Origin of the sequence: Methylomonas sp. MED-D, from assembly GCF_050276835.1 — a bacterium.
Taxonomy (GTDB): Bacteria; Pseudomonadota; Gammaproteobacteria; order Methylococcales; family Methylomonadaceae; genus Methylomonas; species Methylomonas koyamae_A.
Genome location: NZ_CP189965.1, coordinates 2,466,611 through 2,485,835, shown reverse-complemented (window position 1 = coordinate 2,485,835; position 19,225 = coordinate 2,466,611). Strand labels below are relative to the sequence as shown.

Annotated in this window: 24 protein-coding genes; 13 read left to right on the top strand and 11 right to left on the bottom strand. The window is 57.1% G+C overall.

Features of this window, described 5'->3' with window-relative positions; all coding sequences use genetic code 11:
- Positions 1–58: 58 nt before the first annotated feature.
- From ACQE3E_RS11075 to ACQE3E_RS11050, 6 genes are all read right to left on the bottom strand, one after another.
- Complete coding sequence (locus ACQE3E_RS11075) at positions 59–217, bottom strand: DUF3309 family protein (protein WP_427501622.1); 159 nt, start codon at positions 215–217, stop codon at positions 59–61.
- Positions 218–398: 181 nt separating this feature from the next.
- Complete coding sequence (locus ACQE3E_RS11070; RefSeq protein ID WP_083385865.1) at positions 399–530, bottom strand: DUF3096 domain-containing protein; 132 nt, start codon at positions 528–530, stop codon at positions 399–401.
- A 143-nt stretch (positions 531–673) separates the two neighbouring features.
- On the bottom strand, positions 674–961 hold the full coding sequence (locus ACQE3E_RS11065; protein WP_064031208.1) for a hypothetical protein: 288 nt from the start codon (positions 959–961) through the stop codon (positions 674–676).
- A gap of 83 nt (positions 962–1,044) precedes the next feature.
- Positions 1,045–1,452: a carboxypeptidase-like regulatory domain-containing protein gene (locus ACQE3E_RS11060; RefSeq protein ID WP_313727931.1), complete on the bottom strand. Its 408-nt coding sequence runs from the start codon at positions 1,450–1,452 to the stop codon at positions 1,045–1,047.
- Positions 1,453–1,565: 113 nt separating this feature from the next.
- Positions 1,566–2,453 carry an OmpA family protein gene (locus ACQE3E_RS11055; RefSeq protein ID WP_427501621.1) on the bottom strand — a complete coding sequence of 296 codons (888 nt, stop codon included), beginning with the start codon at positions 2,451–2,453 and terminating at the stop codon, positions 1,566–1,568.
- Positions 2,454–2,467: 14 nt separating this feature from the next.
- On the bottom strand, positions 2,468–2,848 hold the full coding sequence (locus ACQE3E_RS11050) for a DUF4398 domain-containing protein (RefSeq protein ID WP_427501620.1): 381 nt from the start codon (positions 2,846–2,848) through the stop codon (positions 2,468–2,470).
- Between the two features lie 263 nt (positions 2,849–3,111).
- Between ACQE3E_RS11050 and ACQE3E_RS11045 the strand changes: the two genes are divergently transcribed.
- Complete coding sequence (locus ACQE3E_RS11045) at positions 3,112–3,663, top strand: PAS domain S-box protein (RefSeq protein WP_427501619.1); 552 nt, start codon at positions 3,112–3,114, stop codon at positions 3,661–3,663.
- Between the two features lie 4 nt (positions 3,664–3,667).
- Here the strand turns inward: ACQE3E_RS11045 and ACQE3E_RS11040 are convergent, their stop codons facing one another.
- From ACQE3E_RS11040 to shc, 3 genes are all read right to left on the bottom strand, one after another.
- Complete coding sequence (locus ACQE3E_RS11040) at positions 3,668–4,981, bottom strand: YihY/virulence factor BrkB family protein (protein ID WP_427501618.1); 1,314 nt, start codon at positions 4,979–4,981, stop codon at positions 3,668–3,670.
- Between the two features lie 75 nt (positions 4,982–5,056).
- Entirely contained in the window at positions 5,057–5,293 is a 237-nt protein-coding gene (locus ACQE3E_RS11035) for a hypothetical protein (RefSeq protein ID WP_313727936.1), read from the bottom strand.
- Positions 5,294–5,533: 240 nt separating this feature from the next.
- Complete coding sequence (shc, locus tag ACQE3E_RS11030) at positions 5,534–7,507, bottom strand: squalene--hopene cyclase (protein ID WP_313727937.1); 1,974 nt, start codon at positions 7,505–7,507, stop codon at positions 5,534–5,536.
- Positions 7,508–8,000: 493 nt separating this feature from the next.
- On the opposite strand from shc, the gene ACQE3E_RS11025 reads away from it, so the two are divergent.
- Positions 8,001–8,738, top strand: a complete 738-nt coding sequence (locus ACQE3E_RS11025; RefSeq protein ID WP_313727938.1) for a Crp/Fnr family transcriptional regulator — start codon at positions 8,001–8,003, stop codon at positions 8,736–8,738.
- Between the two features lie 128 nt (positions 8,739–8,866).
- On the opposite strand, the gene ACQE3E_RS11020 is transcribed toward ACQE3E_RS11025, so the two are convergent.
- Entirely contained in the window at positions 8,867–9,205 is a 339-nt protein-coding gene (locus ACQE3E_RS11020) for a small metal-binding protein SmbP (RefSeq protein ID WP_313727939.1), read from the bottom strand.
- Between the two features lie 388 nt (positions 9,206–9,593).
- On the opposite strand from ACQE3E_RS11020, the gene ACQE3E_RS11015 reads away from it, so the two are divergent.
- Positions 9,594–10,307, top strand: coding sequence for a Crp/Fnr family transcriptional regulator (locus tag ACQE3E_RS11015; RefSeq protein WP_168030693.1), 714 nt, complete (start codon positions 9,594–9,596; stop codon positions 10,305–10,307).
- 67 nt (positions 10,308–10,374) lie between these two features.
- On the opposite strand, the gene ACQE3E_RS11010 is transcribed toward ACQE3E_RS11015, so the two are convergent.
- Positions 10,375–10,743: a DUF4870 family protein gene (locus tag ACQE3E_RS11010; protein ID WP_313727940.1), complete on the bottom strand. Its 369-nt coding sequence runs from the start codon at positions 10,741–10,743 to the stop codon at positions 10,375–10,377.
- A 699-nt stretch (positions 10,744–11,442) separates the two neighbouring features.
- On the opposite strand from ACQE3E_RS11010, the gene mgtA reads away from it, so the two are divergent.
- The 10 genes from mgtA (at position 11,443) to ACQE3E_RS10960 (ending at position 19,213) form a co-directional block, all read left to right on the top strand.
- Positions 11,443–14,019: a magnesium-translocating P-type ATPase gene (gene mgtA / locus ACQE3E_RS11005; RefSeq protein ID WP_313727941.1), complete on the top strand. Its 2,577-nt coding sequence runs from the start codon at positions 11,443–11,445 to the stop codon at positions 14,017–14,019.
- 205 nt (positions 14,020–14,224) lie between these two features.
- On the top strand, positions 14,225–14,785 hold the full coding sequence (locus ACQE3E_RS11000; protein WP_313727942.1) for a PRC-barrel domain-containing protein: 561 nt from the start codon (positions 14,225–14,227) through the stop codon (positions 14,783–14,785).
- A 163-nt stretch (positions 14,786–14,948) separates the two neighbouring features.
- Complete coding sequence (locus tag ACQE3E_RS10995; protein WP_064031196.1) at positions 14,949–15,131, top strand: CsbD family protein; 183 nt, start codon at positions 14,949–14,951, stop codon at positions 15,129–15,131.
- A 58-nt stretch (positions 15,132–15,189) separates the two neighbouring features.
- Entirely contained in the window at positions 15,190–15,468 is a 279-nt protein-coding gene (locus ACQE3E_RS10990) for a CsbD family protein (RefSeq protein WP_231883745.1), read from the top strand.
- A gap of 183 nt (positions 15,469–15,651) precedes the next feature.
- Positions 15,652–16,035 carry a four-helix bundle copper-binding protein gene (locus tag ACQE3E_RS10985; protein ID WP_064031195.1) on the top strand — a complete coding sequence of 128 codons (384 nt, stop codon included), beginning with the start codon at positions 15,652–15,654 and terminating at the stop codon, positions 16,033–16,035.
- A 16-nt stretch (positions 16,036–16,051) separates the two neighbouring features.
- Complete coding sequence (locus tag ACQE3E_RS10980; RefSeq protein WP_157197981.1) at positions 16,052–16,228, top strand: hypothetical protein; 177 nt, start codon at positions 16,052–16,054, stop codon at positions 16,226–16,228.
- A gap of 52 nt (positions 16,229–16,280) precedes the next feature.
- Positions 16,281–17,102, top strand: coding sequence for an alpha/beta fold hydrolase (locus ACQE3E_RS10975; RefSeq protein WP_064031194.1), 822 nt, complete (start codon positions 16,281–16,283; stop codon positions 17,100–17,102).
- Positions 17,103–17,595: 493 nt separating this feature from the next.
- Positions 17,596–18,081, top strand: coding sequence for a hypothetical protein (locus ACQE3E_RS10970; protein ID WP_313727943.1), 486 nt, complete (start codon positions 17,596–17,598; stop codon positions 18,079–18,081).
- 46 nt (positions 18,082–18,127) lie between these two features.
- A complete protein-coding gene (locus ACQE3E_RS10965) occupies positions 18,128–18,571 on the top strand; it encodes a DUF2383 domain-containing protein (protein ID WP_313727944.1) in 444 nt (147 codons plus the stop codon).
- A 93-nt stretch (positions 18,572–18,664) separates the two neighbouring features.
- Positions 18,665–19,213 carry a peroxiredoxin gene (locus ACQE3E_RS10960; RefSeq protein ID WP_175463685.1) on the top strand — a complete coding sequence of 183 codons (549 nt, stop codon included), beginning with the start codon at positions 18,665–18,667 and terminating at the stop codon, positions 19,211–19,213.
- The last annotated feature ends 12 nt before the right edge of the window (positions 19,214–19,225 follow it).

Genomic DNA, 19,225 nt, shown 5'->3' with positions numbered 1-19,225 from the left:
ACGAAGAACGGCTTGGACCCAAATACCGGTGGGCCCAAGGTTTACCAAAACCGGCAGGCTAAATCCTGCCGAGCACCACCAAAATCAGGATGATGACTAATATCAAGCCTAAGCCGCCACCGGGTCCGTATCCCCACGACCGGCTATGCGGCCAGACCGGAATAACGCCCAACAACATCAGGATTAACAGGACGAGCAGAATGGTGCTGAGCGACATGATGGTTCTCCAATTGAGGCGAGGCTGAGATAGGAATAACGCGGCAAAACCTTTCGCGGAAACCAAGCGGCGTTAACCGTTACCCAGCGGATTTGCCAGGGCGCTAAGTGGCTCGGTAAATCCTCGCCAAGACCGGCGCGGCCGACGATCTAGCCTTGCCAACCGGAAACGCTTTGCCAATTCAACGGTGTATCAGCCCCAATACGCCGACGACAATCAAATACACCGCCACGAAATAATTCAGAAACCGAGGCACCATCAAAATCAATAGGCCAATCACCAGCGCCAATACAGGTTCAATTGCCGGATGCATCGTTTATCTCCGCGTAAAGTCGAGCTTGCAGCTTAACGCTCGGCCCCGGCGGGAGTCTGTACGCTGTCGCACATACGTGCGGCGCTTTCAGCGACCGACGCCGGGCAGCCACGGTTCGCGGGGTCGCCGCCAATTTGCCGCCGCTATTTCAGTTTGGCGGCGACATCGGCCAAACTGCTTCTTAAATCATCCCACACCCGGTCGGCCGTCAGTTTCATCGCATCCCAACCCTCATGACCGGACGCCTCCAGTTCGGTCATTTTTGCTTCGGCGGCCAGTTGCTTGGCGCGCAGCGCATTGAGTTCCTCGATGTAATTCAGTTTTACCAGTGCTGCGGCTTTCTCGGTTTTTTCGGATAACTGATCGATATCCGCGCTCCACTCTCTGAGCTGAGTCGCCAATATTTCGATGTATTCGTTTTTGGTTTTCATGGATGTCTCGCTGATGATGGGAGTTTGAACGACAATTCAACGGCTGCGATATCGAATGGCCCTTGACCCGTTCGCCGTTCGATTTAGGGGTTCGACCACGTAAACGACAACGGTGAACGGTGTTTGGCATCGACCGTGACCGGTTTGCGAATCGCTTGGCCGGCATGCTCGGCACTGACCTGATAGCGACCCGGCTTCAGTTTGGCGAACAGCATCGGGCCTTCGGAAACGGTATCCAGCACGATTGCGCCGTTGCCGTCGCTGATCCTGACCGTGACATCGCTCAAATACTCGCCGCTGCCTCGTGTCGAAAACAGCAGGCCCAGGTTGTAATCGGTGCGGACCTTTTTCAAGGCCGCTCGCTCGTCCTCGCCGATACCGCCGCTGATAAAGCTGACCTGACCTTGACTGCGTTCCTCGATCAACTCGGCGTGGGCGGATACGGCGTACAGCAAGCACGCTAACATTAAGGCCGGATAAGGTCTGTTCATGATCGTGACTCCGAGTAGCGGTGCGTTAAGGATTGGAACACGGTCCGGCCACCGAAGCCGACCGGGTGCCGGCCGGTCTTCGCTTGAGGCAATTTGACGGCCATTTCGACCTGTCAGCGGCTGGCTAGATTGCCGTTTTCGTCAGACAAAATGATTTCCACCCGGCGATTCAATTGCCGGTTGGCAGCCGTGTCGTTGTCCGCCACCGGATATTCTTCGCCGTAACCTCGGGTCATGATTCGATCGCTGTTCACGCCGCCGTCGACTAACGCGGTGCGCACCGCGTAGGCGCGCCGGTCGGAAAGTTCTTCGTTAAATTCGGCGCTGCCCTTGCTGTCGGTGTAACCCTCGATCAAGACCTTGTAGCCGGAATACTGTTTCAGAAAGTCGGCTAGTTTATCGACGTTGCGCAGTCCGCCGCTCTGCAAGCGTGCTTTATTGCTGCGAAACAGCACGTCGCCCAGCGTGATCACCAAACCGCGCGCAGTTTTCTTGGCGTTCAGTTGGTTGATCAAGATGTCCTGTTGAGCCAGCAGCGCCTGATCGCGCTCGCTGTTGACGCCGGCCACCGCCAATTCGGTGTTTTGTCTATCCACGGTTTGCTGACTGAGCGCCGCTTGGCGCTTGGCGGCATCGGCTTCGGCGGTTCTGGCATCCAAGCGCACTTGGTTACGTTTGCCTTCGGCGTTACTGACCGCGGTTTCGGCGACTTTGCGGATCGCGGTAGCTTGGGCGATGGCCACCTGTTGCGTCGCGACATAGGCAAAGTGATTGACGGCTTCATCCTCGTCGTCTTCGGCGTAGGCCAGATCGGCTTTTTTCAAGCTATCGTCGGCTTGCTTCATTTCCAGTTCGGCCAGCGTGCCGACTTGGGTATTGACGCGGGCGTTGTTGTAAGCGTTATGAGCATCGGTCAATGCCGGGTTGGGCACCGTGCCGCAGCCGGACAGAATCGCGGCGGTGATCAGCGGCAGTGGAAACATTCGGTAGGTTTGCATCATTCTCTCCATTGGGATTATTGGGCTTTACGGTCGATTTCTTCGCGCAGCACGCGATTGCTTTCCCCCAATTCGCTAGCGGCTTTTTGAGCCTTGGCGGCGCGGGCGGTGGCGGCGGCCAATTGGGCATCGACCTGAGCCTGCTCGGCGAGTTGGCGGGCCTGTAAATATTCCTGCTGCGTCATCGCCCGCTCGGCGGCGTCCATTTTCAACACGGCCGATCTTAGCGAGATCGGCGCGTATTCATTGCCGCCGGCACTAGTGGCGCTATTGAGCGCCGCCTTGGACACGGCCAATTGTTCGGTCGGCGGCGGCACGCTGGCGCATCCGGCAATCAAGCTTGCCATGGCTAGGCTCGCCAACGTGAGGGCGGTTCCGGGGTATTGGATGGGTGTCATGACTTTTGTCCGGTGAGTGAGGTATCGAATGGCATCGCTGCCCGGCTTTCCCGGCGCTACCGTTGCTTCGAACTCCGCGTCGGCCTGGGAGATTTTTACGCTCGGTACTAACGCGGATGGTAGGATGGTGATGGGAGCGATTCGGGAAAGCGTCGGACTTGATTAAACGCCTTTGTGCGATTCAACACAGTTCGCTAACGTACATAAGCCCAATCGCGTACATGGCGCGAAGCGCCGATGCGAATAGCGGGAGTCGGTAAGGCATGGACCAAGTTTGGGATGGAGTCGAGCGGCGGCAGTCGCTCAGAGCCAGGGCCGAAGCCCTGGTGGTGAGTTTGTCGCCGGAGAAAGCCGATTCCAAACCGGCCGACGTGCTGATGCACGAACTGCTGGTGCATAAAATCGAGCTCGAGATGCAGAACGACGAGTGGCAGCGCACCTATCGGGCGCTGGCGGAATTGCACGATCATTATCAGGCGTTGTTCGAGTTTGCCCCAAGCGCCTATGTGGTGATCGACGCCAATGATCAAATCGGCGACATCAATCTGACCGGCGTCGATCTGTTCGGAGCGGTGGAGAGCCGGTTGACCGGCTTGCGTTTCTCGAAGTTGGTCGCCGACGATCAACGCGACGACTGGTACCGGCATTTTCGCTATCTGATGGATTCTCCGAAGGCGAAACGACTGGCCTTCGATATTTCGATGATCCGATCCGACGGCACGCCCTTCGCGGCCCATCTCGATTGTCTGCGCCACGATCGTCCGGACACGCCGCCCAAGCTGTTTGTTTTATTGGCCGAAGTCGGGCCCGGCTGAACGGCTAAAGATCTTTTAGCAAGCGGTTGCATGGGGACGCCGTCATGGCTTTCTCGAACTCAGCGACGGCTTCGACGATCGCCGGCTCCAAACGGCAATCCGGCCATTGGTTTTGCCCGCATCGTTCGAGTGCGGTCAGTGCCGCGCCTATCGTTAAGGCATTGATATCCATGGCCGGCAAGTAAGTCCGGGCGCCGTCGTCGCGGCTTTTCAGTTCGACAATCAGCCGGCCGGCGACCAGCCTGGATAACAGGTCTTCGGCGATTTCGACCGGAATTGCCAAGCTTTCGGCAATTTGAGCGGCGCTTAACGGCGTATTCAAGGACGCTAAATTCTTGACGATCAGGCGCAGGACGTGCAGCGCGATCAGCTTGTTCAGCTGAATACTAAAACCAGCGGGCAGGACCCAATTTCGATCGCTCCGGCGATGCTGAATATAAAACCCCAACTCGCACCCGTATAACACAATCATCCAGCCGCCTTGCAGCCACACCACGAATAACGGCAAGGCGGCAAAACTGCCGTAAATGGCGTTATAGCTCGATACGCCGATTTGCAAACTCAAATAGACCCATTGCGATAAGGAATACACGGCGCCGGTCACCATGCCGGCGATGATACCGGCGCGATAGCTGATGTTAGTGTTCGGCATGACGATAAACAGCACCGCGAACAAGCCGCTCATCAGCACGATCGGCGAGAAACTTAACGCGCCGACGATCAGCCAAGTGCCGAACGCCGGCAGCGCCAATTCGGCCATCAGCCAGCTTATCCGGATTTTGACGAATACGATCAAACTGCTGGCGGTGATCAAGACCACCGGCGCCAACAACATCCACGCTAAATAATCGGCGAATCTGCGTGCCGTGGTTCGGCCCTTCGCGATTTTCCAGATGGCGTTAAACGCTTCCTCGATATTGCCGATCAAGCCAATCACGGTCCAAAACAGTAGGGCTATTCCTATCCCGGCCACTAATTCGCCCTGCGTGCTTTCCAGAAGTTTTCCCGCGAAATCGATCAATTGCGCGGCCAACGCATCCGAGTTCAAACCGCGCCCCAGCAGATGCCGCACGGTCGCGCCGTCGAAGCCGAAACCCTTGGCAATGCCGAATACCACCGCAATCATCGGAACGATCGAAAATAGCGTATACAGGGTTAACGCGGCGGCTCTCAACGAGCCAAGATCGTCGGCAAAGCCCCGCCAGGCCAACATCAGCATTTTTGCGCCGTCCAGGAACGCGGCCCACGCGGGTGACGGCTTTTTCGGCGCCAACCGCCAAAACCACGCCCGAATAGCGTTAAATATCCAAGCGCTCATGCGCGAGGCTGTCGGCTGCCGCAACCGCGAGTTGGGATTCGGCCGGACCGGAACGGAATCGCTGGCAATCGCCCACTATTCCGCGTCGCCGAGATAGAGACTTTCGATCAACAGCCGTTCATCGCGCGTCAACAATTGCTTCGAGTAATTCCGCGACGAACGGACGTTCCCCGTTATCCGTCCCAACCGCCGATCGACTACACGCCGTTCTTCGCAACGCCGGGCTTCGGTGCGTCTATCTTGCCTGGGCCAAGCCAAATAGGCGTTTTCGATGTTTTCGATCCAAGCCGCAGAACCAAACGGGTCGGGCATATTCCGTCGGTCGGCAAGACGCCGATCCGCTAACAACCGACGCGGTTCACTGCGAAATTCACGGTCGTTCATTTTCGTATCCACTCCAATAACGGCGACAGCAAGTCGCTGGCGCGGTCGATAACAAGGCTTGACGTATTGGGGTTCAGCATGCGATCGGATGGCCTCCGCGTCTGTACGGCACTGCACACAATCGGGTTCAACAAGGCGGAGGCGGGCCGGCGGAATCGCTTTTCGACCTCAGCGGGCGCGGGCCAAACCGTTTTGACGGTTTCGGTAGCGCGCCAAGGCCCACAATGGGAAGTACTTATCGTAGCCGTGGTATTTCAGGTAGAAGAACTTGGGAAAGCCCGGCGCGTTAAAACAGTCGTCTTGCCATCCGCCGTCCGCTTGTTGAGTGTTCAGCAAATAGCCGACGCCGGCCGCGACTTCCGGCGCGCCGGTTTCGTCGGCGGCCAGCAAGGCCAGTACCGCCAGAGCGGTATGAAACGCGGTGCTGGTATCGAATTCGCCGCGGCTGTTCGGAGTATGGTAGCTGATATTGCTTTCGCCCCAACCGCCATCGGCGCGCTGCTTGGATTTCAGCCAAGCCACCGCTCGGCGCACGCTAGCGTCGTTGGCGGAGACGCCCGCTTCCGCGAAACCGAGCAATACCGACCAGGTCCCGTACAGATAATTGGTACCCCAGCGCCCGAACCAGGAACCATCGGCTTCCTGCTCGGCGCGCAAGTAAGCGATGCATCGCGCGATCGTGGCGCTATACTCCGGGTGCGCGCCATCGAGCCGACCCAGCAGCATGATGCAACGCGCGCTGACGTCGGCGCTGGGCGGATCGAGCAGCGCGCCGTGGTCGGCAAACGGAATTTGATTTAAAAAATAATGGTCGTTGTCGGCATCGAACGCGCCGTAACCGCCGTTGCGCGACTGCATGCCGGCTATCCAGTCCGCCGCCCGCCGAATCGGCTCGGCGAACGCCGGCGCCTCGGCTTGGCTCATCGCATAAGCGACGACGGCGGTATCGTCGACATCCGGATAATAACTATTGCCGAACTGAAAGGCCCAACCGCCGCCGGCCAGGCCGGGGCGCTGGGTTTGCCAATCGCCCGGCTGATCGCGCAATTGTTTGCCGGCCAGCCAGCGCAAGGCAGTATCGGTGGCGCGCCGGCTCGACGGCTCGTGGTCATGCCTATCGACTTCCTGCAAGGCCAACACGGCCAGACCGGTATCCCAGACCGGCGATACGCAGGGCTGGCAATACGCCGTATCCGCCTTGACGACCAGCAAGCCGTCGATCGCCGCCCTGGCGATGCGCCGTTCGGCGTTATCGGCCGGGATACCCAGGTAATCCATCGCTTCGTAGGCGTTGACCATCGCGGTAAATATCGCACCCAAGCCGTCGTATCCATTCAAGCGGGCCGTAAACCAAGCGGTGGCTTGGGCGGTTGCCTTGCGGCGGACAAATCCGGGAATCAGCGGCTCCAGTAAGCGACCACAGCGGTCCAGCAGCAAAATCGCTTTGCCCAGCGGCGTTTTAACCTGCGAAAAATAGTCTCTTTCCAAGTTGGGCGGGGTCGAGAACAATTCGGCGACGTCGATTCCGCGCGGATTGCGGGCCTGGACTCGGTAGCTGCACAGTATCGAGAGCGGCACCATCACGGTCCGCGACCAATACGCCACCTTGTCGAGATGAAACGGAAACCACTTTGGCAGCAACATGATTTCCACCGGGATAAACGGTACGGCCCGCCACGGAATTTGCCGGAACATCGCCAGCATGATGCGGGTAAACACATTGGACTTGGCCGCGCCGCCGTGACGCAGCACCCAATGCCGCGCGCGGCGCATGTGCGGCGCATCGGTCGCGTCGCCGGCTAGTTTTAACGCGTAATAGACTTTAACGGTGCAACTCAGGTCGCCGGCGCCGCCCTTGAATAGCGGATAGCTACCGTCCGAGCCGGCTTGAGCGCGCAGAAAATGGGCAATCTTGGCTTCCAGGCCTTGGTCGATTTCGGCCATGAAATGCATCATCAGAATGTATTCGGCTGGAATGGTGCAATCGGCTTCCAGCTCGAACACCCAATAGCCGGCCGGATTTTGCAGGGCCAATAAGCGGCGTTTGGCGTTGGCGATCGCCCGATCCAAGGTCGCCGACTTGCCGTCGGAGCAGCCATCGCGAAGTTCCGCATCGGGCGTTGTCACGTTTTCTGTCAGCATGATTTCGGTCTCTGCATACTCGGGTTTGGTGAGGCTGGCGTTTGCGAGGTTCGGGTCGATTGACGACCCTCAAAAAAAACCGCGGCAACTAACATACGTTGTCGCGGCTTGAGGCACTTTGAGTATTACGCCCCGTGCAACGCCGCTCGCCAGTCCGGGAAACACGGTCTTTCCGCGCCAAGCCCGGAATGGATTCGGCGCGAGCGAAGCGACGGATAGTCTTGGAACCCGGCAATTAGCGATCGTCGCCGGCGAAACCGCCAAACCGTTTTCGCCCGCATCGGGAAAATGCAGTTTACGGTTCGGCCCGAACGCAGTCTGTACGCTAGCGCACTTAGCGCGGCGCGCGGGTTTGCCGCGCCTAACAGAACTCCGCTGGCTCGCTCTGTTCTTTAACGCACGTAGGGAAATTCGATTTTCCTGTACGATGGGCGTTTACACCAACCGATCGAAAGGAATCCCTTAATTTATCCGCCCATCAAACAGGCCGCCGATGACCGATCTTAACTATCCGCAACAGAACCATTTGCTGAACGCGCTACCGCCGGCGGAATACGAACGGCTGTTGCCGCATATGGAACTCGTCGATACGCCGCTTGGCGAAGTGATTTACGAATCAGGCGGCGAGTTGCGCTATGTCTACTTCCCAACCAATTGCATCATCTCCTTGCTGTACGTGATGGAAAACGGCGCCTCGGCGGAAATCGCGGTGGTCGGCAACGACGGCATGGTCGGCGTGGCGATGTTCATGGGCGGCGGCAGCATGCCGAATCGGGCGGTCGTGCAAAGCGCCGGGCACGCCTACCGCTTGCGCGGAAACTTGTTGATGCGGGAATTCAATCGCTACGATGCGATGTTGCACCTGCTGCTGCGCTACACCCAAGCCTTGATTACCCAAATGGCGCAAACCGCGGTCTGCAACCGCCATCATTCGGTGGACCAACAGCTGTGCCGCTGGTTGTTGTTGAGTCTGGACCGATTGCCGTCCAACGAATTGACGATGACTCAGGAACTGATCGCCAATATGCTGGGCGTGCGCCGCGAAGGCGTCACCGAGGCGGCCGGAAAATTGCAGCAAGCCGGCTTGATTCACTATAGCCGGGGCCGGATTACCGTGTTGGACAGGCCCGGCCTGGAAGAGCGGGTTTGCGAATGCTACCGGGTGGTGAAAGCCGAGTCCGACAGACTGCTCCCGAGTAACCAACAGACCGTGAATTGCCGGCCGGCTTAAGCGTGGATCGGTCTAAGCCCGCCGCCGGACCGACATTCACGAGGGGCCGAAAAAAGCCGGGGTTAGCCGGCTTTGCTTCCTGATTGCATTCAGCGGCATGCCGACGCTCGGCAGCTCTGTCGGCGAGATTATTTTTCCAACTGCATTTCGACGATACCCTGTTCCAATTCGCTGATACCGTCCGACAAGTTACCGGCCTTTCCGGCTTTGATCGCGGCTTTCAGTTTGGCGTTGGCCCGTTGCAGCCGAATCGAGCTGCCTTGCTCGTTTTGTTGCTTCAAGGCTTCCCAGGCGACCGTGGCGCTCTCGACGAAGGCCTGTTGATTGCCGGCCTTACCCACCTCTATCGCGCTGTTGGATAGCGCAATCAATTTGGTGAAACTTTCGTTCATGGGACTGCCGGCGGCAGCCGCCTGCAGCGAAGCGAGCGTCAGCAGCAACGCGATTAAATAGTGTGTGATTTTCATAAATTTGCCTGTGTCGTTGTGTTTGTTATTGGCGCCACCGGCGAATCGGTCAGGCATGAGAACCTTCGCGAAATCCGTCCTGGCGCTCTGAAACCGCGAAGATCAAACTTGTCACCGGATGTCTGCGTTCGGTCGCTGGGCTTCACCTCAGCTGCGACCAGAATACGGCGGCTCCGTGCCGAAGTCTGTACGCTAAAGCACATAGGCGGCTGCTCGCGACGCAAACCGCGCATCGGCCGGTCCGTACGCTAACATACAGACAACCCTCGGCCTTAACGCTATTCTGGCCGCCAAGCTGTCGGCCCGTCGCCCAAGATCGCCGACTCCACCCGCCCTCGCGGTCCCGAACCCAAAATCGGGCGTCCTCAAATCACCCCCGGAGCACGCTTTGTCCACGATACTCGCGGTTACCGCTCCCAACCGGCTGTTGGATTCCCTACCCGTGACCGATCGCAATCTGGTACTACGCCACTGCGAACCGGTCCATTTGGCCTTTGCCGAGGTGCTGTATCTGGCCGGCGCGCGCATACCGCATGTATATTTTCCGACCGGCGGTTTTGTTTCGCTGGTTACGCCGATGGGCGACGGTAGCGGTTTGGAAGTCGGCTTGATCGGCTACGAAGGCATGTTGGGAATTACACTGATGTTGGATGTCGATATCGCGCCATTTCAAGCGCTGGTGCAAGGGGCGGGTTCCGCGTTGCGCATGCCGGCCACGGCGTTTTTGACGGAGTTGGCGCGCAGTCATTCCTTGCAAATAGCCACGAAACGCTATTTGTACGTCTCGATGAGCCAGTTGGCGCAAACGGCGGCTTGCAACCGGTTTCACCAAGTGGAGGCCCGCCTGGCGCGGTGGTTGCTGATGACCCACGACCGCGCCCATACCGACACCTTTCACGTCACCCACATCTTTCTGGCTTATATTTTGGGCGTGCGCCGGGTCGGCATCACCAAGGCCGCGCTGTCCCTGCAAGAACAGGCCTTGATTCGCTATCGGCGCGGCGACATCACGATTTTGGATAGAAGCGGCCTGGAGGCCGCCGCTTGCGACTGCTATCGCATCGAGACCGAAACCTACCGGCGCATCTTGGGCGGTGCTTGAAGCCCGGCTTGACCAACGCCCTCACCCAATCGGCCAATCGGCGTCGGCCAAACCAAATCCGAGAATCTTAGCTGAGTTCTTTCAGCGGCTTATCGGCCGTCAAATTGCTCCAACCGATCACGATTCGATAGATCAGCAGCAGCAAGGTCGGAATCAAGACCACCAAACTCAATTGAATATCGATCATCAATACCAGACCGGACAGCGCAAAGCCGGCCAGGGTGACCCATACGGTTTTAATCTGCCAATTGAAATGCGATTCCAACCAGGTTCCCTTGACGTTGTTCCGATAGAAAAAGTTGATGGCCACGCCGGCCAGCAACGGAAAGCCGGCGAGTGCAAACGTCAACACCTGGCACAGGTAGACGGTGGCGGTGATTTTTTTGAGCGCGGCAAAGTCCTCGGAGGGATGGTCGTGCGTGATGGTGGTGTTCATGGTGGCTTACCTCGTCGTTAAAAACCCTTCTATCGTTCCGTAAGGCTGACATAGCCCGGCGAAACCCTGTTCGGCAACGCCGAACTCGCACTCTGAAATCTAGCCTTTAAATCCTCGGTTGTCGGTGCGCTAGCGCACGCCGACTCGGGCCAGCGCCGGTCCGGCTTGGTACGCTAGCGCACAGACCGAATACACCCGACAGGTTAGCCTTGCCTGAGCTCCCCGCGCGGCGTTACGCGACAACGCCAACGCGTTTCATCCTAAAAAGGGCAGTTGGCGTGTATTGCGGGCCGTTCGTGCTGAGCAACGTCGAAGCATGGACGGCTCGCAATACACTCACCAAACGGGTGAATGAAAAATCCCGCGCGCCCTTCGACAAGCTCAGGACGAACGGGATTTTTCATCGCCAAACTGCTCTTTTTAGGTTCATGCGTCTGAAACGCCATACTCTGCGCACGGGATCCAACCGTGGATAGCGACAACACCTCGTTAGGTATCGAAATTCAACGCTTGGTTTCGCATCACCACTCTGTCGGTCATACTGACCGGCGCGGCGCTGATCCGCGAGCGCGAGCACGGCACGATCGAACATCTATTGGTTACGATTAGTTCGATGGTTTGAAGCGGCGACAGGCGGTAGCGACCGGCTAAGCGCCAACACGCAAGCGCGGCGTCCACGCAAATATTTGTGAGTGATTTATGAAAAAAACCAATACCGCAACCACAGCCGCGGCCGAGCAAGCCGCTTGGTGGCTGACGCCCAGCCCTTCGGACGCCAAGCCCTTGGGCTTATCCGCCGTCGAAGCCGGCGCCAAGCTGGCCGAAGTCGGCCCCAACCTGTTCCGGGATCGCCAGCGCCAAGCCCTGCTACTGCAGTTTCTATCGCGCTTCAAGAATCCGCTGGTGATTCTGCTGCTGGTTGCCAGCGCGATTTCGGCGTTCACCGGCGAGATCACCAATTTCGTGATTATCAGCGTCATGGTGCTGTTCAGCGTGACCCTGGATTTTGTCCAGGAACACCGAGCCGGCAAGGCGGCGGAAAGCCTGCGCCATTCGGTTTCGGTCAAGGCCCGGGTGATGCGCGACGGCAAACCTGTGGACGTACCGGTGACCGACGTGGTGCCGGGCGATGTCGCCCTGCTCTGCGCTGGCGACATGGTGCCGGCGGACGGCTTGCTAATCGAAGCCTGCGATCTGTTCGTCAAGCAGGCACTATTGACCGGGGAAGCCTACCCGATCGAAAAACGTCCGGGCGATTTGCCGGCCGACGCCACAGACTTGCAGGACGCCGACAACGCCGTATTCATGGGCACCACCGTCATCAGCGGTAGCGCCAAGATGCGCGTCATCAAAACCGGCACCGCCACCGCGATCGGCGCGATTGCCGACAGCCTGACCCGGCAACCCCCGCCGACCGCCTTCGAGGTGGGCACCCACCGTTTCGGTTTGCTGATCATGCGCTTGACGGTACTGCTGGTGCTATTCGTGTTGTTGGTCAACGCATTTTTGGGCAAACCCTGGTTGGAATCCTTTCTGTTTGCGGTGGCGCTGGCGGTGGGCTTGACGCCGGAACTGCTGCCGATGGTGGTATCGGTGACGCTGTCGCGCGGCGCGATGCATATGGCGGCAAAACGAGTAATCGTCAAACGTCTGTCGGCCATTCAGAATCTGGGCTCGATGGACGTGCTGTGCACCGACAAGACCGGCACCTTGACCGAAGCCAAGATCCGACTGGAACAGCATGTCGACCCGCAAGGCCAGCCCAGTGAGCGAGTGCTGGAGCTGGCTTATCTGAACAGCTTCTTCGAAACCGGCCTGAAAAGCCCGCTCGACGAGGCGATTTTGGCTCATCAAAACATCGATATCAGTGCCTGGCGAAAGATCGACGAAGTGCCGTTCGATTTCGAGCGGCGGCGGGTGTCGGTGTTGCTGGATAAAGGCAACGGCCGCTTGCTAGTCGTGAAAGGCGCCTCCGAGGAAATCATCACCCTTTGCACCCATTACGAACAACAAGGCAGCGACGCGCAACTGCCGCTCGATCCGGCCAGTCGAGCCCGCATCCACGAACAGCATAATGCACTGGAGCGAGAAGGCTTCCGGGTATTGGGCATCGCTTGGCGAGAAGCGCCGCAAAATCATCCGCACGCGGTGGTCAGCGACGAAAGCGAGCTAATTTTCGCCGGCTTTGCCGGCTTTCTCGACCCGCCCAAAGCCAGCGCCGGCGCGGCATTGGCGGCATTGAAGGACAGCGGCGTAACGGTAAAGATCGTCACCGGCGACAGCGATTTGGTAACCCAACACGTCTGCGCCCAATTAAATATTCCGGTGCTCGGCGTGTTGACCGGCAAGGACATCGCCGAAATGGACGACCACGCCTTGCGCATCCGCGTCGAAAAAGCCAATCTGTTTTGCCGGGTGAATCCATCTCAAAAAGACCGGGTGATTCGGGCGTTGAAAGCGCGCGGCCATGTGGTCGGCTATCTGGGCGACGGCATCAACGACGCGCCGTCGCTGCATTCGGCGGATGTCGGCCTGTCGGTGGATTCGGCGGTCGACGTCGCCAAGGAAGCGGCCGACATGATTCTACTGGATCAGGACTTACAGGTTCTGCATGACGGCGTGCTGGAAGGCCGGCGCACCTTCGGCAACATCCTGAAGTACATCATGATGGGTACCAGTTCCAACTTCGGCAATATGTTCAGCATGGCCGGCGCCGCGCTATTCTTGCCTTTCCTGCCGATGCTGCCGACCCAGATTCTGCTCAACAACATTCTGTACGACGTGTCCGAAGTACCGATTCCGCTGGATCAGGTCGATTCCGAAGAACTGCGCCAACCTCGGGTTCTGGACATGAACTTTATCCGCAATTTCATGTTGGTGATCGGTCCGATTAGCTCGGCATTCGATTTTTTGACCTTTTACATCCTGTTAACGGTATTAAAAGCCGACGAGGCCTTATTCCAAACCGGTTGGTTCGTCGAATCGCTGTGTACCCAAGTCCTGGTGATCTTCATCATCCGCACCCGAGGCAATCCTTTCAAAAGCCGGGCGCATCCGGTACTAGTCGCCACTTCGCTGTCGATTGCGCTGATCGGCGCCGTCCTGCCGTTTACGCCGCTAGGCCATTATTTCGGCTTCGTGCCGCCGCCGGCCCAGTTTTATTTCATTCTGGCGGCGACAGCGGTGGCGTATTTATTGGTGGTAGAGCTAGCCAAACGAGGTTTTTATCGCTGGCATGCCAATTACGGCAAATCGCGCCGGGCCAGTCGCCGCTGATCCGCGGAACTTGGCAGTCCGCTAAATGGCGGCGCATTGCCAAGCCCAGTTGTTTGGCGGCTACCACCTCGAACGGCAAGTGTGTTCGACAGCGTACCGACAGTGCCCGCCGCATTGAATAAAGTCGGTGCGGAGTTTGGCAAGCCTGACGAAACGTCCGGCCAAACTGGAACGCACCGATCAATTTTCAAAGCCGGAGTATCTTATGAAAACAGTCCTATCCATGGTAGCCCTATCGTTTCTGAGCGCGCTAGCGCTAAGCCCTGTCCACGCGGACGAGGTTAAAGACAAACAAAAAGACCTCATCGAAAAACAACAAGAACTGACCAAAAAACAAGAAGAAGTCCATGAAAAACAGGTCGAACTCAATCAAGCCAACCAGGAAGTCTCGATCGAGCGCGGACGGGAGGCCAATAAGTCGATGCAGCAAATTAGCCGGGCCAGCAAGATTACCGGCGCCAAGGTAAAAAACACCACCGGCGACAGTCTCGGCGACATCAAGGACTTGGTGATCGACCCGCAAAACGGTCAAGTGGTATATGCGGTGGTTTCCTTCGGCGGCCTGATGGGCATGGGCGACAAGCTGTTTGCCATCCCCTGGCGAGCGCTACGTTGGACCAGCCCCAGGGATTATTACATCCTGGACCTGGATAAGGAGACCTTAAAAACGGCACCCGGTTTCGATAAAAGACATTGGCCGGAAAGTTCCGAGAAATGGGAAGAGCAACGCGAGGCGCTCGGTCAGTTTTATCGCGTGGCACCGTAACGGCCATCGGCGGATTCGCCGATACCCTCCATGCATCGGCCCCCCCGACATCTATGTGCGTTGACGTACCGACCGTGCCGGGCGTTGCGAGTATGGTCTGCCGTGAGTGCTGAAAAACATCGGTACTCGTTCCCATACGACTAAAACACCATTGGAAATCATCATGAACAAAGATCAAGTAACAGGCCGTGTCGAAGAAGCCAAAGGCAAAGTGAAAGAAGTCGCCGGCAAACTAATCAACGACGACGAAATGGAGCTGGAAGGCAATGTCCAGAAAAATATCGGGAAGGTCCAGTCGGTAATCGGCGATGTGAAGAACGACATCGAGAAAGCCGCGGACGACTGATAGCACTCGCGGTCGCGATGACGTCACCAAGCGAAACTCGACTCTCGAGGGCACCATCATGAAATCACCAAAAATCAAGGGCCACCAATTATGGATAGGCGTACTCGCCACGGTTTGCTCATTGGGCGCCTTCTCCGCCGGCCATGAAGACGACGCGCCGATGAACAAGGATCAGGTAGAAGGCCGGATCGAAGAAACCAAGGGTACGGTCAAGGAAGTCACCGGCAAGATCATCGACGACAAAGGGATGGAAGTGGAAGGCAATGTCCAGAAAAATCTCGGCAAAGCCCAAAAAGGCTACGGCGATCTTAAGCAGGACATACAAAAAGGCAAGTAAGTGACGGCGGCTAGTGGGTTCGAGTTTCGTCCCCGTCCCCTCGGCGATGGCATCGACCGGCTAGCTGCTCTCCGACACCGATGTTGGTCCGACATTCCGCTCGTTCGAGCTTGGTCATTGACACAAGATCGAAGCGATCGGCCTCGAAGCCGCATCCGTATTTCCATCACGCTGGAGAACCCCATGCATCAATCTTCCAATTCCGAACAAGCGATGCAATCCTGCCTTGAAGCCTGCGAGCTCTGTCACCGGATTTGCCTGCAAACCGCGATGAACCATTGCCTGGAAAACGGCGGCAAGCACGTTAAAGCCAAGCATATCCGTCTGATGATGAATTGCGCCGAAATCTGTCGGACCACCGCGAATTTTCAATTGACCGGCTCGCACTTTTTGCTGCGCCTGCACGAACTTTGTGCCGAAATCTGCGAAGCCTGCGCCAAGGAATGCGCCGAAATCTGCGAAGCCTGCGCCAAGGAATGCGCCGAAATCGGCGATATGAAGGACAGCGTCGCGGCCTGTCTGCAATGTGCCGACAGTTGCCGGCAAATGCTTAGCGCCCAATATTAAACGCGGTACCCCCGTCATGCGTCCAAAGTTACCGGTGTCGGCGGCGATTATCACGGCGGTCTTGTCCGCCTGTTCGCCGGCTGCGCAAACCACCTTCCCACTTTCAGACGCGGGGACCAACAACAGCAGCGCCAACACAAGCTTGCTCGGCAAAATCCAGTGCCGCGCCAGCCTGCATCCGGTTTTTTGCTGAGCTAAACCCACCACCTTTCTGATTGCCTCGCGTAGCACAAGGAGCACCCACCATGAGCACGATACTCACCAAAGACGGCACGAAACTTTATTACAAGGACTGGGGCTCGGGCCCGGCGGTGGTGTTCAGTCACGGCTGGCCGTTAAACGCGGATGACTGGGAAAATCAGATGGTCTATCTGGCGGCGCGCGGCTACCGCTGCATCGCGCACGATAGGCGCGGCCATGGTCGTTCCGACCAGCCGTGGTTGGGCAACAATATGGAAACCTACGCCGACGACTTGGCGGAACTCATCGGATACCTGGACTTAAGCGGTATAACCTTGGTTGGTCATTCCACCGGCGGCGGCGAAGTGGCGCGCTATATCGGTCGGCACGGCTGCCAACGCGTCGCGGGGGTCTTGCTGGTAGGGTCTGTGACCCCGCTGATGCTGAAAACCGACAATAATCCGATCGGTTTGCCGCTCTCGGTATTCGACGATATTCGGAGCGGCGTTAGCGCGGACCGCTCGCAGTTTTTCAAGAATCTGACCGCGCCCTTTTACGGCGCCAACCGCCCGGATGTCGAAGTAAGCCAAGGCATCCGCGACGCATTTTGGCTTCAAGGCATGCAAGGTGGGCTGATAAACCAACTGGATAGTATCAAGGCATTTGCCGAAACCGACTTTACCGACGATTTAAAGGCATTCGATATTCCGACCCTGCTGATTCACGGCGACGATGATCAAATTGTGCCGATAGCCGCCTCGGCCATTGCCGCGACGAAATTGATTAAGAATGCGTCCTTGAAAATTTACCCCGGCGCTCCACACGGCCTGGCCGACACCCATAAAGACCAGTTAAATGGCGACTTGCTTGAGTTTCTAAGCGCCTAAACCGCGAGATGTCAAGCGGTCCGGCACGTGCACATCGTTTCGACAACGCATCCGACCGGCCGGGCTACCGCGGCAATACGAAACCCCTTAGTGACGCTTCGCGCTTAGTCAGCCATCCGGACTTTGGCGCCCCACGCACCATCGATTTCTTGGGACCGGCGCGGATTTGCCCTATAGGAACCGACTAATCGGGATAAGGTCCATTGCAGCACAACAAACCGGAATGGCTTTATCCAATGCGCGGTAGCGCACCGACTCGCGGCGGAATTCAAGCTACTGTCAATCACATGAATAACAGTATTGCGTGATTAACCAATCACTGTCCGATCAGAGTTTAAATTCCCAGGGTGTGGGATAAAGGTTTTCGATGCCCGCCAGTATATAAATTATTTTTGATCACGGCGTTTTTCTTAGAAAACCACCGCCATTAATAAAATCGCGATAAATACTCAGCTATACAGCAATAAAATAACCAGCTGCTGTTGAGAATATTATGTACAAACCGATTTTTTGTATAAGCCGAGATATCGGCCAAACCGCGAAGATTGTTAATAATCTTAAGGTAGCGGGTTTCTCCAACAACGACATTTCTTTGTTATCCCCAGAATGTTGTTATCAGCAAAGCGTCGGTAATACATCCGCTACTGCGGACGAACACCGCCTGGATCTGCAGTGGATAAACGGCATCGATAACTTGGAGATTCCCGGCGTGGGCCGCTGCATAACGGCGGGTCCGATTCGTATAGAACTAAGCCGTTCGTTGGAAAACGATGGTGTGGAAGACATCAACGCCGCGCTGATAGGTGCCGGTATTCCCGCGCATCACGCCGAACACTATCGGGAAAAAATCATAGACGGGCTCACGTTAATAGCCGTCAACACCGCAAGCTCAGAGTCGCGAGATACCGCGAACACGATTTTCCAACAGGCCGAGGCACTGGATATTTCTTCATCCGAAGAAGTATCGGTCAACAATTGATGCTGCCTTGCCAGCTCATCCATAACCACTGCACGGGATTTTAATAATGCACGGCATTGAAACGATAGATCATTTATTGATCGACGAACTAGCGGCCACCGAGACTTACAGCCAAGTCCTTAATAAACTGGGGGAAAACGTCGCTCTCGGTGACTCGGAAGGGCTACGGGCTATTTTCGACGACCACCGGACCGCCGTCTCCAGTTTACAAACTCAAATTCGAGATCTGGGGGGCACGCCGGCCAAGAACTCCGGTGTTTGGGGGGCCTGGGCCAAATTGGTTCAAGGCGGCGCCAATGCCTTCGGTAAACTAACCGCGTTAACAGTATTGCAGGAAGGCGAGAAAAGCGGTCTGGAAGACTACGGAAAAGCGCTATTGGATCAGAAGCTGGATCCCGAAGCGCGCGAACTGATCGAGCGGACACTGGTGCCGGCCCAACGCGCTCATATCCAGACGTTGGAACGGATGAACGGTGCGACGGTCGCTTAGCGAACCGCGCCGGTCTGAACAGACCGTTGTAACGAGCCAACCCTGGCATCGTCTGTCTCGATGCCGTGCTCTGACAGTACAGGAGTTCCCGACATGCCGACTACCGTTCCCGATGTAATCTTTAAAACCCGCGTTCGCGACGACAGTGTCGCCGGGGACAACCCGTTTCGCTGGCAAGACGTCTCCAGCGACGATCTTTTTAAAGGCAAAAAAATCGTGGTATTGGCGCTACCGGGCGCGTTTACACCGACCTGTTCGAACCGGCACTTGCCTGGCTTTGAAGCAAAATACCGGGAACTGCTGGCGCAAGGCATTGATGAAGTGTATTGCCTGAGCGTCAACGATGCCTTCGTGATGTACCAATGGGGTTTGCATCTAAACATCGTCAACGTGAAAATGCTGCCGGACGGCAACGGCGAATTTACCGAAGCAGTCGGCATGTTGGTCAAAAAGCACAATGTGGGTTTTGGCTACCGCTCCTGGCGCTATTCCATGCTGGTCGACGATAAAAAGATTCTGAAAGTCTTCAGCGAACCGGATCAAATCGATAATTGCCCGGACGATCCTTTTACCGTAAGCGACGCGGATACCATGCTGGCTTACCTAACAGAACGGCAACGCGCCCACGGGCCGGTTCGATGAGTACCGAGAGCT